At 56.2% G+C, this 13,877-nt stretch carries 9 protein-coding genes and 1 pseudogene; 8 read left to right on the top strand and 2 right to left on the bottom strand.

Annotated elements, in window-relative coordinates; genetic code table 11:
• Position 1 precedes the first annotated feature (1 nt).
• From GGR44_RS15460 to GGR44_RS15430, 7 genes are all read left to right on the top strand, one after another.
• A complete protein-coding gene (locus tag GGR44_RS15460) occupies positions 2 to 2,221 on the top strand; it encodes a UvrD-helicase domain-containing protein (RefSeq protein ID WP_183956388.1) in 2,220 nt (739 codons plus the stop codon).
• A gap of 533 nt (positions 2,222 to 2,754) precedes the next feature.
• On the top strand, positions 2,755 to 3,297 hold the full coding sequence (locus GGR44_RS15455) for a DUF805 domain-containing protein (RefSeq protein ID WP_183956387.1): 543 nt from the start codon (positions 2,755 to 2,757) through the stop codon (positions 3,295 to 3,297).
• 5 nt (positions 3,298 to 3,302) lie between these two features.
• The gene (locus GGR44_RS15450; RefSeq protein WP_183956386.1) at positions 3,303 to 3,563 is read left to right on the top strand and encodes a hypothetical protein; all 261 of its coding nucleotides are present in this window, start codon (positions 3,303 to 3,305) and stop codon (positions 3,561 to 3,563) included.
• A gap of 71 nt (positions 3,564 to 3,634) precedes the next feature.
• Positions 3,635 to 4,033 carry a hypothetical protein gene (locus tag GGR44_RS15445; protein ID WP_183956385.1) on the top strand — a complete coding sequence of 133 codons (399 nt, stop codon included), beginning with the start codon at positions 3,635 to 3,637 and terminating at the stop codon, positions 4,031 to 4,033.
• A gap of 140 nt (positions 4,034 to 4,173) precedes the next feature.
• Positions 4,174 to 4,515 carry a hypothetical protein gene (locus tag GGR44_RS15440; RefSeq protein WP_183956384.1) on the top strand — a complete coding sequence of 114 codons (342 nt, stop codon included), beginning with the start codon at positions 4,174 to 4,176 and terminating at the stop codon, positions 4,513 to 4,515.
• 335 nt (positions 4,516 to 4,850) lie between these two features.
• Positions 4,851 to 6,866 (top strand): PriCT-2 domain-containing protein, encoded by a 2,016-nt coding sequence (locus GGR44_RS15435; RefSeq protein WP_183956383.1) that lies wholly within the window; start codon positions 4,851 to 4,853, stop codon positions 6,864 to 6,866.
• 297 nt (positions 6,867 to 7,163) lie between these two features.
• Entirely contained in the window at positions 7,164 to 8,330 is a 1,167-nt protein-coding gene (locus GGR44_RS15430; RefSeq protein WP_183956382.1) for a site-specific integrase, read from the top strand.
• A 190-nt stretch (positions 8,331 to 8,520) separates the two neighbouring features.
• Here GGR44_RS15430 and GGR44_RS15425 read toward each other — a convergent pair whose 3' ends face one another.
• A complete protein-coding gene (locus GGR44_RS15425; RefSeq protein WP_183956381.1) occupies positions 8,521 to 12,333 on the bottom strand; it encodes a calcium-binding protein in 3,813 nt (1,270 codons plus the stop codon).
• Between the two features lie 504 nt (positions 12,334 to 12,837).
• On the opposite strand from GGR44_RS15425, the pseudogene GGR44_RS15420 reads away from it, so the two are divergent.
• Positions 12,838 to 12,920 (top strand): annotated as a pseudogene (locus tag GGR44_RS15420) (IS5/IS1182 family transposase); the annotation flags it as partial.
• Positions 12,921 to 13,373: 453 nt separating this feature from the next.
• On the opposite strand, the gene GGR44_RS15415 reads toward GGR44_RS15420, so the two are convergent.
• On the bottom strand, positions 13,374 to 13,751 hold the full coding sequence (locus tag GGR44_RS15415) for an SEC-C metal-binding domain-containing protein (RefSeq protein WP_343052367.1): 378 nt from the start codon (positions 13,749 to 13,751) through the stop codon (positions 13,374 to 13,376).
• Positions 13,752 to 13,877: the final 126 nt, after the last annotated feature.

The raw sequence follows: 13,877 nt of genomic DNA, 5'->3' as shown, positions 1-13,877 counted from the left end.
CATGTCGTACGATGCCTTGGTTATCGATGAGGGCGCCATTGCCATCCTCGACACCGCCATGATCGAGCCGAGCTGGTTCGGGGAGTTCGAGCTTCCGGAAAACACCGTCGGCCTTCGCCGAGTGGTCATGGATAACATGGTCTATCTGCTTTCGGAGAAGGCCGACGTCAGCGATCGCATGCTCGTGGTCAACACCGGCGCCGACGGTATCTTCGAGGGGGCGGCCCTCCCGCACGCACGTTTCGAGCGGATCCTGCGCGTGGCCCTGAGGCATTTCGACCGGAACATCGCGCTTCCGGTCCAGTGGCAGCCGTACCACGACGGATCCCGGCTTTCCGTTTATGGTGAGCCGTTCAGCAAGAAGTCGAAGGTCCGAGTCTGCTTCGAGCAGGCCGCCGGCGGCGGGCGCGATGTGTTCGCGTACCGCGTTACGGACGGACCCAAAGACCTGTCACAGATATCGCCCGACATGGCGCTCTATGACCGCGCGATCCGACATCTCGAGGCTGCTGCTCTTTGCGAGACGCCAACGCAGCCTCGCGTCGGCTCCTTCGGTATACTGCTTAGCGAGCCGCTTGGTCGGCAGATATCGGGCGCGGCGACGCTGGAGGAGTGGCTTGAACACAAACTCAACCCGCAGCAATTGTCGTTCGTCAACAAGTCTCACGATGCGCCTGTCCGGCTGCGAGGCGCAGCAGGCACGGGCAAGACCCAGGCTATGGCGGTTAAGTGCATCAAGGATGCGCTCGATGATCTCGCCGGATCCAACACAAAGACGTTCGCTTTCCTGACCCACAGCTCTGCACTTGCGCACGATGTGATCCGGGGAATGTTCTCCGCACTCGATCCTTCCGAGAAATGGCGCACGTCCAAGACCATCGACGGCGAGGCAAAGATCTGGATCGGCACGCTTTACGAGCTCGCCGAGACACGCCTGAACTACGCACAGAAAGGCTTGCGGCCTCTCTCCCTCGATGGTCAGGAGGGCAGGGAATATCAGAAGATCCTGATCGAGGACGCTCTGAAGCACGTACTGGAAAACCCCCGCATTGTCCTCGACGTGCTAAGCGAGGAACGCGCTTTTCTGGAGATGCTCTCTGCCATGGATCGGCGCTCGGCAGTGGTCGACGACCTGATGAACGAGTTTGCCGGCGCCCTTGATGCTGAGAACATACGCAAGGGCACCGCAGAAGCCGATCGATATCTCAGCGGTCCGCGTGAATCCTGGCAGATGCCGCTGCCATCTAAGGCGCAGCGTGAGGCAGTATTGGAGGTCCACGATGCCTATCGCGCCCTTCTAAAACGGGAGCGACTGTTGAGTATGGACCAGATGACGGCGGATTTCGGGCGCTATCTCACCACCTACGAGTGGGAGCAACTTAAAGAGAAGCTGGGCTTCGATGTGATCTTTGTCGACGAATACCACTATTTTAGTCGGAACGAGGCGATGACGCTGCAGGGGATCTTCCGACCACGGGCTGGCACTTCGGGGAGGTGGCCGCTTCTAATGGCTTTCGATCTTAAGCAGAGCACGTCCGACGCCGCTCTCGGTGGTGGCGTCGAGCGGTTCCGGAATCCAGGCGTGGGTGTGACGACCAAGATCGACCTGAGCGTGAACTATCGTTCCACGCCGCAGATCACTAAGCTGCTCCAAGATCTCGACGCGTCGTTCCCTGCGATGGATCTCGAAGGTGAGTACGACACCCACATAGCATCCTCGCAGCAGTCACCTGGCCCGATCCCCATTCTCAAGGTCTACAACCGTGACTTGGAACTCCTAGACGCTGTCTTCAAGGAGGCAGCGGCGGATGCCCGCCGTATCGGTGGTCGGGACGTCGCCGTCCTGTGCCTGAACGATCAGCTCTTCGAGGTTTATCTCAAGGCGTCCCGCATCAATGGAATGTACACGCCGCTCACGACGCGTGAGGATCTTAAGGGCGTTCAATACGCGAGAAACCGCTGCATCTTTAGCATGCCTGAGTATGTCGCAGGTCTGCAGTTCGACACGGTTTATCTCCTGCATGTAGATCAGTCGGATCTCGGGGACGAGATGCTGAGCCAGGGCGCGCGCCGGCGGTACGTCAATCGGGCGTATCTCGGCGCCAGCCGTGCCCAGTGCAAGCTGTTGCTGTCGACGTCGCTGGAGCGGGGCGGCAAGAGCGAGATACTGGATGGACCGATCAATGCGGGCAGTCTCATCCAGCAGAAGGTAGGCGCCTGAAGATTTCCGGTCAGACTCGCGCATTGGTGCCATGATCGCCGGAACTCTATGAATGGCGGGTGTTGGATGGGAACCCGCCATTCCCGGCCCGGTTCGCAAACGACGGCTTCGTCCCATGGGAAGGCGATAGGCTGCGCAAATTCCGCCATCTTATATGAACAGTGCGCTTCAAACGCCTATTGCGAAGCTGCTCCAACCCCGCCAAAACCGCTTTGCCCTTCGTGAAAGCCGAAGGGTGGGGCGTAGGAACCCCTTTTCAGAGAACTCGGTCGCCACATTTTCTGGGGCCGGGTGGCATGCGCGCATGTCCAGCCCGCGAGGGTAAAGGCGCATGCGCCTGCTCTCTGATCAGGTTCCTAACATCCGGCTTCGGCCGTCGCTCCGAGAGGTACATAGGGCGACGCAAGGCATGAAGCTGAAGGTCGCTCTCCAGGCGCAAGGGGGCGAGCAGTGAACAATCGACAGACATAGCTGCCTGTTCAGCCGTTCCCGTCCGGGCGCGGCTTATCCCCTCATCCACAAAGGACAAGCCCATGGTCGATACCGAGGCCCTGCAAAATCTTGAAAAGCTCAATCAGTTGATGAAGGACGGCGTCATCTCCGAGGCCGAGTTCGAACGATCGAAGGAACGCCTGCTGTTCGGTGGCGCGGCCGCGAAGGCGTCGGAAGGCGACCCTGCGGCCGATGACCATGTCGGCTGGATGCTGCTGCCGCTCAAGCGCTATGCCCAGTTTACGGGGCGGGCCAGCCGGAGAGAGTTCTGGATGTTTCAACTCGTGCCGCTGGGCGCAATCGTCGGTTCGGCCGTGGTCGTGGCCGCAGCGGGCGAGGATGAATATGTCGATCTCACCGGCTTTGGCTCGATGATGCTTGCGCTGCTGGTGCTGGCGTTGGTCGGCCTTGTGGTGCCGCAACTGGCGGTTCAGGTGCGCCGGTTCCATGACCAGAACAGATCGGGATGGTTCGCTGCGCTCAATCTCATTCCCTATGTCGGTCCCTTCCTCGTGTTCGTCATGATGCTGCTGGAAGGGACGTCAGGCGACAACCGTTTCGGTTCTGACCGCCGAGCACGATAGCCGCCATGGCGCAGTTTTTCGCAGCCCTGCTTGCGGTCGTTGTGCTGACGATGGCCTTCAAGCTCGCCTTGATCCTGCTGTTCGTGGCAGGCCTGATCTTCAGGACCAAGGAGACGATCGGGCTGATCGCCATTCTCGCAACCTTTGCAGGGTTTGCGGCCCAACCACTGATCACCAGTGGCGTGGTGGCCGCGCTGGTCGCCCTCAGCCTGTATTTCAAGCGCAAGGAGAAGCGTCGGTCGAATGATCCCGATCAATCGATCTGACCGTTCAACCCCGCCCTGTTTTCATCCAGCCCCGGCCTCACCCGCCGGGGTTTTTTATTGGAGTGCGTTCCATGACCATCATCGAAACACCCGAAGCCATGGCCCGCGCCATCGCTTTCACCCTGAACCCCTGGCTTCGAAAGCGGCTGGCCCTTTACGAAGAGCGTTTGGAAGAGGCTGGCTGCTCGGTCGGCGAACTGGGGCCGGTCATCATCGTGGAACCCGGCGACATGCTGCCAGCCATCGAAAGGGCGGGGGGCATCGTTATCGGCACCAACCTTGTCGATGGCCTCGCTTTCCCCGATCCCGGCTTCGCGCCCAACTGGGAAAGCTGCAACGGCGACCATGGCTGGTACGAGATCGCCTTCGTGACCGGCGACGATGGGGCAGGGGCCGTATTGTTCGTGCCCGATCGCGACGGTATCGATCCAGCGCTCCTGGCCATCATCCACGCCTTTGCCGAAGGCTGACTTCCAAGGGGCGGCCGACGCCGGTCCATGGCCAGCCCTCTCGAACAGTAAAGCCCAGCAGTCCCAACGCGTCCCGGCGAGGGCGCATTTTTTATGCCCGAAAGGAATCCACCATGCTCTCACTTCCCAATCTCGACGCGATGCAGGCCGTGCTCGCCCAGCCGATGGAGCCGGTCCTGCACGAACTCCTGTCCGATCGCGTTGTCGATGCCATCGCTTGCGGCTACGAACATCAGACGCACATCATCATTTGCGAACCGGGCGACACCGAAGCCGACTTCCTGCGTGCGGCGGCGTTCTCCCCTCCTTTGTCCGGCTGGCTCTACGGTGATGCCTGTTTCCAGCCGCTCTGGGATTGGGCCGCGCGCCATGACGGCTGGTTCGAATGGCTGTCCTGCATCGGCAAGGCGGGCTTCGCTTTCATCCTACTGGTGCCGGACAGCGAGGATATCGACCCGACCTTGCTTGCGATCGAGCCTTGACGAATCGGCGCGAAAAGGCGAAAGGGAGGCCGTCCGGTAGAGCTTATAGCTGACCGCAGCCGGATGGTCCTCCGCAAGAGCATTGAGGGCGCTGTTCACGAGAACACGCCACACTTGCGTCCGAGGCAACCATCCTCCTCTCCGCAAATTTCGTGTTCTGATCGAGCAGCGCCCTCCATGCCGGGGCCCGCTCTTTGAACCCGGCGTGCGGTCCCGGATGTGAATGGAACAGATACACCAATAAACCGTGTGCCGTTCAGGCTTTGCGCCGAACGTACTGCGTCCATGTGTGAGCAAAAGACGCACTTAATCCCCCCCCAATACGAAAGGACCAAATGAACAGGATATCGATTCTCGACATATTTCCCCCAGAAGCGAAGGGCTCGCCCGACGTCGCAGCTTCCGGCGCATCGCCGCTTCCTCTCTTCCAATCCAACCTCGAAGGCGCGCTCTGGTGGTTCGCTTTCGGCTACCGGGTCATTCCCCTTGTTCCCGGTCAGAAGCGACCGGCGAAGGCTTATCATCCCTGGCTCGATGATCTTTCCGCCGACGCCATCCGTCTGCACTGGGAGCAGCATCCCGACCACGAGGTGGGTGCGGTTCTCGACGCGACACAGTTCGTCGTGGACGCCGACACGGTGGAAGCCGATCAAGCCTTGCAGGATCTGGAACGCAAGTTCGGTGTCGCCCCGGCGCTGATCGTCAGGACAAGGCGAGGGCATCACCATCATTTCCGGCTCGCCGAAGGCACGTTCGCCAAGGCCGATTCCCACCACACCGCAGAATTCCCCGACCGGCTCGACCTTCGCGCCAACAACAATTCCGTCGTCCTGACGCCCAGCCGGGACAAGTCGATCCAGCTTCTCAGCGTCAGGCACCGGGATCAGCTTGCGCAGGTGGATCAGAATTTCGTGGATGCGGTGTTCCTGCACAACGGTCGTCCGGTTCCGCGTCCCTGTGCGGAGGAACCGGAAGAACGGCCGTCCGGCGATCGGGACATCGGCGCACTCCGTCCGTTGCTCGACAGCATCGACCCCGATTGCGGATATCAGGACTGGCTCAATGTGCTGATGGCCATCTATCACGAGACGGCGGGAAGCCCTGAGGGACTGGACCTCGCCGACGACTGGAGCAGCAAGGGTCGGTCTTACAAGGGTCGCGCCGATATCGAGATCAAGTGGCGCTCCTTCTCCGGCAATGTCGCGAGGCCGATCACGATCGCCACGTTGATCGCAATGGCTCGGGATGCCGGGGCGGATGTGCAGGCGATGACGCACGAGCGTTTCCGGCCCTGTAAAACGACGGTGGTTGCCGCTCCCGTCGTGGCAGCAAAGACCAAAGATAATCCGCTCAGGAAATACAGCCTGATCGGGCAGGCGGCAAAGTTCGAGGCGCTGGCGCAGGCGGCGTGCCCGCTTCTGGGCGATGTCTGCCAGCGCGGCGAAGCGACCGTCTGGTACGCCAAGCACAATGTCGGCAAGACCCTGCTCTTCCTTAACATGGTGTCGGAAGCGGTGGAGTTGGGACGCATCGCTGCCGACGATATTTATTACATCAACGCGGACGACAGCAGTTCGGGGATCGCTGGCAAGCTCGGGCTGCTGGACGAACTGGGCGCTCACACGCTGGTGCCGGGGCAGGGCGGGCTAAAAGCTGAAAAGCTGGAAGAACTGCTCAAACTGGCCGTCGGCAACGACACAGCGCGCGGGACGCTGGTCGTGATCGACACATTGAAGAAATTCACGGACTTGATGAGTAAACGCAGTTCCAGCGATTTCGCCAATGTGTGTCGCCAGTTCGTGTCAGCCGGAGGCACGATCCTTGGCCTTGCCCATACCAACAAGCGCAAGGGGGATGATGGAAAGGCCGTCCACGCTGGCACGACCGACATCCTCGATGACTTCGATGTGGGCTATATCATCGACGAGTTGCAGATAACCGCCAATCCGGGCGAGAAGCTGGTCGAGTTCACCCGGTTGAAGGGCAGGGGCGGCGGTGTGCAGTCGGTCGCCTATGCCTATGCGGCGGAAGATCGCATTTCCTATGCCGAGCGGCTGGCGTCGGTGCGGCTGGTAGAGGATGCGGACCTCCATGGTATCAAACAGGCCGAAGCGAAACGATCCGACGCTGAACTGGTCGCCGCCGTCACCCGCTGCATCACCCAGGGCATCAATACCAAAATGGCCCTGCGTAACGCCGTTGCGGAGCAAAGCGGGGCCAGCCGCCGGGAAGCAACCCGGATCATCGAACGCTATACAGGTGATGACATCGGTCAGCATCACTGGACCTTCGTTCGTCGGGATCGTGGAAAGATGGTCTACACGTTGCTGAACACCGATCCCGCAATCTGACCACCCTGCTGGCCGGGGCAGAAATCCAGTTCTCAGCTTTTCAGGCTGCGGCAGATTTTCGCCCCGGCCTCAGTTTCTCGCCGCTCACCGGCCCAGTAGATGCGAGGGGGGGGCGGCGAAAAACTGAAACGCCCGGAAAGCTGGGTCGCGCTGTCCGGCGTCCGTCCCCGAACCCCATAAACTTTGCCCACAGTGGCCGCAGACGGCCCCTCGCGGCCCCTTCCGATATCCGACCCATGCCCGGCCCGTCGCGCTGCGAGGCGGCCCCAACTTCTCACGCCCTTGAAAGGAGCATCCATGCCAGTGGAGAAACTCACCGCGCAATTCTGCCAGCTTGCCTATTGCGAGCCGGGCAGGAAGCGCACCGATTATTATGATACCGAAATAAAAGGCTTTGTGCTCGAATGCTATCCCTCGGGCTCCAAGAGCTTCATCCTGCGTTTCCAGAACGCCTATGGGAAACAGAGGCAGATGAAGCTGGCGGTCTATGGCGACGCGCCCGTCGACCAGATCCGCAAGAAGGCCCTGCGGCTGCGATCGGAAGCGGTGCTGGGGAGCGACCCTGCCGCGAAGAAGGCGGAGAAGCGCGCGGTGATCCGCTACGCCGACCTTGCCGACCAGCATCTGGACTATGCGCGCAGCTATCAGCGGTCGTCGGCCAATGTGGAACGGATCATGCGCCTTCACCTCAAGCCTCGGTGGGGCAAGCTGAGGCTGGACGAGATCACCCAGCCCGCCATCGCCAGGTGGCTGGCGGAAAAGGCGGAGGAGGGGCTGGCCCCGGCGACGGTGGAGAAGGTGCGGGTCACCCTCAACCGGTCGTTCGAACTGGCGCTGCGCTGGAACCTGCCGGGCGTAACCCGCAACCCGGTCAAGGGCATTCCGCGCAAGCCCATCAACAACGCCCGCGACCGCTATGTCAGCGCGGCGGAAGCCAAACGGTTGCTCGCGGCCTGTGACGCCTCGCTCAATCCGCAGTTGAAGCATATCGTGCCGCTGCTGCTCTACACCGGGGCGCGGGTGTCGGAACTGCTGCATGCGCAATGGCGGCATATCGACCTGGACAAGCGGTCCTGGCTCATTCCCACGTCGAAGACCGGGAAAGCCCGGCATGTGCCCCTGTCGCAACCGGCCATCGCCATCCTCAAGGCGGTGCCCCGGTTCAAGGACTGCCCCTATGTGGTGCCGAACCCTGAGACGAAGCAGCCGTTCGTGACGATCAAGCGGGCATGGCAGACGGCGCAGAAGGAGGCGGCGCTTCCGGATCTGCGGATACATGATCTTCGCCATTCGGCTGCATCGTTTATGATCAACGCGGGCATCGACCTGTTCGCGGTGGGCAAGGTGCTGGGACACGCCGACCACAAGAGCACGATGCGCTACAGCCACCTCGCCAACGACACGCTGCTGGCCGCCGTCGAGGCCGGGGCGAAGAAGATGAAGGGCAGCCCGGCCCTCCGCTGACAACCTGATCCCCGCCCATGCGCTGGCCTTTGCGGCTGGTGTGTGGGCGGGGGGGGATTTATGTTAATTTTTTCTGTTGGCTGATAAGCAATTCGCGATCCATCCAGAATGAATACATCGCTACGATCGGATTTTGCTTATCAGCCTACCGAGATAACTCAACCTAAGTTCTGATTAGGCACCACGCTTTTCACGCTATCACTGTGAAGTCCGACGCGCTCAGCGCCAGCCCGGCCGTCACGGTCGCAAACATGATGGCTGCGGTAGCGCCCGATCCATCAGCGTCATAATAGATCGCCCCCGAAGTCGGGTCGTAAATGATCCGATCATCCGCATCGACCATCCCGCTCGACCGGAAAGCACTTGCGTCCAGAGCGCCGATGGCGAGCTGGGTAAAATAGCTTTGATCCAGTTGAATGCTATCCTGGCCCAGTGTGAAGTCCGTTATGGTATCGACGTTGGTCGATCCCAACGTGCTCGCAAACCGGAACGTATCCGCGCCGCCGCTGCCGATGAGCGTATCATTCCCTCGCACGCCGTCGATGACGTTATTGCCGGAATTCCCCTCGATAATATTCGAAAGAGAGTTGCCGGTGCCGTTGATAGCCGCCGTTCCGAGCAGCAACAATTTTTCGATATGAGTGCTGCCCAGCACGAAACTGATCGACGTTCGCACCTGGTCAGACGTGCCCTCTCCAGACACCTCAAACACAAGGTCGGCTGTGTTATCGAGGTAATAAATATCGTTTCCGGCACCGCCGTACAATTGGTCGCCATTCGCGCCACCATTCAACGTGTCATTGCCGTTGCCGCCATAGACCGTGTCCGCTGCGACACCGCCGGTCAGAACATTGTTCCCGGAGTTGCCCGTGATCACATTCGAGAGCGTGTTGCCAGTGCCGTTGATGTTGGCGGTCCCGGTAAGCGTCAGGTTCTCGACGTTCGCACCCAGCGTGAAGCTGACGGAGCTTATAACGAGATCGGTACCCTCGTTGCTGTTCTCCGTCACCGTGTCGCCGGTGCCGTCAACAAAATAGGTGTCGTCACCGGCACCGCCCGCCATCGCAGCGCTGCCCGATGCGCTTAGCATGTTGTTCAAGCTATTTCCGGTGAGAGTCTGCGAGCCGATGGCGGTGCCGAAAAGGCTCTCTACATTCGCCGCTAATGTATAGGAGATTAGTTCTGTCAAGACGATATCTGTGCCGCCGTCAACTGCTTCGGTGACCACGTCACCTGCATCGTCGACGTAATAGGTGTCGTCACCAGAACCACCGATCATTGTGTCAACGCCCGAACCGCCGTCCAACGTATCATTCCCGCCATAGGCCGTGATCGAATCATTGCCCGCCAAAGCGTTCAGTACGTCATCTTCCTCGGTGCCGATCATCACATCGTCGCCGGTCGTGGATATGCTTCCCAGCAATTGGGCAAGCGTCCATGTCCGGTCGTCCGTGATCGAGTAGAAATGTTCGACGTTCGAGACAGTCGCCGACCCTTCCAAGCCGCTCGCCGAAGTCAGGCGAATTCCGGTCCCCGTCTGCGCCAGTTCCATGCCCTCAACAGAACCGAAGAACGTCACCGTATCGTCGCCATCTCCCCCGTCAATGCTGTCATTGCCGCCGGAGAGGCTTACGCTATCATCCCCATCTCCTGAAGAAATCGCGTCATCCCCGTTGCCGCCGACGAGGTCGTCATCTCCGCTTGTGCCGTCTATGGGTCCAGATTGAGTGCTGCCAATCCAGTCACTCGGAGCGGTTTCGTATGCTACAGTACTTCCATAAGAAAGGTGAACATTGAGAATGCCATCGCCAATATTTCGGAGGTTACCGTCAGCGAATTGCATGCTGGGAAGACCGATGCCTAAAGCTAAAATGCGCCCGGAAGTCGGCACGCCATTATACGAAATGACGTTCCCGGCGACATTTTGGAAAAGTATCGAATCCCCAGTGGCGGAGATTACTACCGCCAAATTTCCTACTGCGTCGTAATAGCTTGTTCCACCGCTGCTTCCAGTAAGGACAAAGTTAGCATCCCATATAAAGTTGACATCAGACGTCAGGAGAGAACCGAAATCAATTTTGCCCACGCCATCGACGGGATCAATAATTTCACCATTGTAGGTTCCTGGAGTGGTTTGGGATCCATCATCTATGATGGTATCGTGACCGTCTCCGGCACTGAATTTTATCATAGCTCCATAATTGTGCGCGGGATCTTGATATACTCCTCGCGCGTCGATGATATCATTGCCCGCCCCGCCTTCCATGAAATGGCCGTGCGCTAGATAATCATGCCCATCACCGCCGTTGAGTTCATCATAAAAAAAACTCTCGCTAGGCGACCCGATGAGGTGATCCGATCCTGCGCCGCCGTTCAGGATGTCGCTGCCCATGCCGCCGACAAGAACGTCGTTACCCGATCCACCGGTGATCATGTCGTCGCCATCGCCGCCGTCGACAAACGCGGCACCACCTGTCGCGGTTACAATATCATTCCCGCCGCCGCCGCTGATGTGCTTTTCACCGGAAGCTTCATCTGAGATTGTATCAGCCTGCTGTGATCCGATAACGCTAGTATGAAAATTTTTTAAAAAGATCACTCCGGATGTCTGGGCATCAAGTATAGATCCATTTCCATATTCATCTATGAATATATGCATTGCTGAGGTAGATTGCAAAATATTTATACTATCTCTTGGGTTGGATCCTTGGCCACCGTTAGCGTCTAGGGTTAAAAATTCCATATCTTCCGGAATATGTCCAACTATTGTAAAATAATCTCTAAATGGTGTCCCAATAATTTCATTTATCGAATATAATAAATCCATTCCCCCATTGCCATCATGGACCTTTTTAACATCAGAACTAAATTCAAATTTTATTCTCTTCGCCGAGTCAAAATAGCTAACAATATCATAACCTGATGAAGAATATTCCCCTAATTCCCCGCCCCAAATTTCATCATTACCTGGCCCACCAAATAGTAAATCAGAACCAATCCCTCCCACTAATAAATCATCACCAGAACCAGCATCTAAATTATCATCGCCATCCCCACCTGCCATTTGATCATTTCCAGACCGGCCAATTAGAACATCGTCACCAAGATCGCCAAACAAGCGGTCATTACCAGACCCGCCGTCTAAAACATCGTCTCCACTGTCTGCATATATGAAATCATCGCCACTTCCGCTTAAAATTGAGTCATTCCCCTCAGATCCAAATAGAAGATCTCTGGAGTTGTCCGATCTTGTTGAAGTATCTAGTGCTATTCCTGGTGAAGATATTCTAACAATATCAATTTCTTTATAGTCAGTATAACTTTCACCTAAATCAAAATTGTCAATTAATCCAGCTGAATAATAAGATACTCTAATTTTTTCTGTAATTCCAATTTCAGCGGCAATTAGATTTTGAAATCTAACCATGTCTCCATCATTATCGAAATTTGGATCATTTTGATCTTCTGCTAAACTCGATGGATCGTGGGGACTATCGTACTGCAACTCCTGCCAGTATCGGTGAGAAAATTCATGGGCTATGACTAGTTGAGGTTCAGACTCGACCCATATTCCCTTTTTATTGAACCATCCAATATTTTCCATTGCATCAAAATTCAATGAAATAAAAGATGCGTACTCAACATTATCAACTACTTGACTTGGCCAAACTTGGCCAGGAATTGTGAGATGCTTTGCGACATATATAGGATTATTTGAAACTAAATCTAAAATATTCCTCATTGTAGGGGAACTATTGTAAAGATTTGTTATATAATTTATAAACAATAGCTCAAAATTATTATCTCTTGATTGATATATGCTTCCTTTGACTGCATTGTTCATAATCCATCCTGATGGCGGATTATCTCCATTCCAAAATTTTATTGAGTTTATGACGCTTTGGATCGACACTTTATTGTTCCCTTCCAGATATGGGTGAGATATTTGTTTCAACAGAATAAAATAGCTTAGGACCCACATACTCTCTGATGATTTTTCCATCACGTATGTAAAATTTTGAACACACCTCATCGAAATCTTTGAAGCATAATTTTCCGTTGTCTATTGTATATTTGGAAACATTTTGCCCCGAATGATTCAAAATGTATACCGTGCCACCTTCGTAAAAAGATGTTCCTTCATTATAGGTGCTATTTTGATCGTCTTTTAGAACATTTCCAACTATCATTTTTTTGATCTGTTTGTCGTTAAAATAGTATATTTTGTTTTCATGTATAGTTATTTTCTCTTTGCACGAGAAATTAATAGAAATTAATGATATAGAGAATAATTTAATAATCATTAGGTTATTATTTGAATTATTTTTTATTATTTTCATAATTTATAATTCCTTTTTATACAAAATTTGTATTGATTGACATTTTATTTAATGATTATTTATCAGTCCTTGATACGAAACTAAGTCGAGTGGTATCAGTGGGTTAGCTTGACGCTAGCTCAAGTCGTTGATTCAGGTGGTTTTGCGAAGACTACCGGAGATCAATGATGTGGGCCGACACCACTCGGCGCAGTATGCCCGCGCGGACTTGGCTTTGCCAAGCGATTTGACCGATAACGAATGGGTGTTGGCTTCCGCCCGCGCCTTGGGCGCTATGCGGCCGGAGCCTGTCGTTTCTGCCTTTGGTATAAGACGCTAACGCAGAGGCTGGAGCCTCTATAGCCTGTCTGGCGATCCGGGTATAGCGCGGGTAAAATTCCCAGTTTGCTTCCTACCAAAGTGCCTTAAAAAGGAAGCCGACCAAACCGGGCCGTCCGCGCGAATGGGTCTGGCGTGGGTAAAGCCGGAATTGCCCTCCGTCTTGACCCCGAAATCGGCAGGAAAGCTCGCCTTTCCGGCAAGCCCTCCCTCGCCTTCGTAATGTTGGGGTCGGGGGTTCGAGTCCCTTCTGCGGCACCACCCCTTTCAGCAGGGAACCCACCGAAATCAAAGGACAAGCGCCTTCCGGCTTGAGGTCGGGGGATTGCCTTGTTTATGGGGCTTTCGTGTGGGAACCGGGGCGTCCCAATGGGGTGGGCGTGGGTCAGTTCAGGCCGCAGCACTTCTTGTATTTCTTGCCTGATCCGCAAGGGCAGGGATCGTTCCTGCCGACTTTTGCATGACCGGCGGAAGGCTTGTTAGCGTCATTCTCCAACCGCCATTCGTGAAGCATCTGCACCCAAATGGGAATGAAGGCCGTTGCCTGTTGGTCCCAGTGCTTCTGTTCGTCCTCATCGGGCTGAATGGGACCATCGGACACAGCCGCAAGTTCGATAATCCCGGCAAGGGCGGCCTTTGCTCCTGCATCATCGCTGGCGCGAATGCGGTTCCAGCCAGCCGGTGCGAGCTTCATGGCCGCCGCAAAGCCGTCGATCCACATTTCCCAGAGGATTTCACCCGTGCGCGGATCGGTGTCGAGTATCGGTTCGTAACCGCCTGGCGTGTTCAGGCTCTGACCTGCCCCCCGCTGGTCCCGCGGTTATAACGAGAGTCCGCCGGTTTGTGCACTGCTACCCAACCTTGGACCGCTCGGGTCTAGAGATTTCCG

The organism is Sphingobium fontiphilum, assembly GCF_014196635.1.
Taxonomy (GTDB): Bacteria; Pseudomonadota; Alphaproteobacteria; order Sphingomonadales; family Sphingomonadaceae; genus Sphingobium; species Sphingobium fontiphilum.
This window is presented reverse-complemented; position numbering and strand designations above follow the sequence as displayed.

Coding starts and splice junctions, on each gene's coding strand:
- GGR44_RS15440 (WP_183956384.1), top strand. CDS start 4,174: ATGCAGGCCGTGCTCGCCCAGCCGATGGAGCCGGTCCTGCACGAACTC.
- GGR44_RS15450 (WP_183956386.1), top strand. CDS start 3,303: ATGGCGCAGTTTTTCGCAGCCCTGCTTGCGGTCGTTGTGCTGACGATG.
- GGR44_RS15460 (WP_183956388.1), top strand. CDS start 2: ATGTCGTACGATGCCTTGGTTATCGATGAGGGCGCCATTGCCATCCTC.
- GGR44_RS15430 (WP_183956382.1), top strand. CDS start 7,164: ATGCCAGTGGAGAAACTCACCGCGCAATTCTGCCAGCTTGCCTATTGC.
- GGR44_RS15435 (WP_183956383.1), top strand. CDS start 4,851: ATGAACAGGATATCGATTCTCGACATATTTCCCCCAGAAGCGAAGGGC.
- GGR44_RS15445 (WP_183956385.1), top strand. CDS start 3,635: ATGACCATCATCGAAACACCCGAAGCCATGGCCCGCGCCATCGCTTTC.
- GGR44_RS15455 (WP_183956387.1), top strand. CDS start 2,755: ATGGTCGATACCGAGGCCCTGCAAAATCTTGAAAAGCTCAATCAGTTG.
- GGR44_RS15425 (WP_183956381.1), bottom strand. CDS start 12,333: ATGGAAAAATCATCAGAGAGTATGTGGGTCCTAAGCTATTTTATTCTG.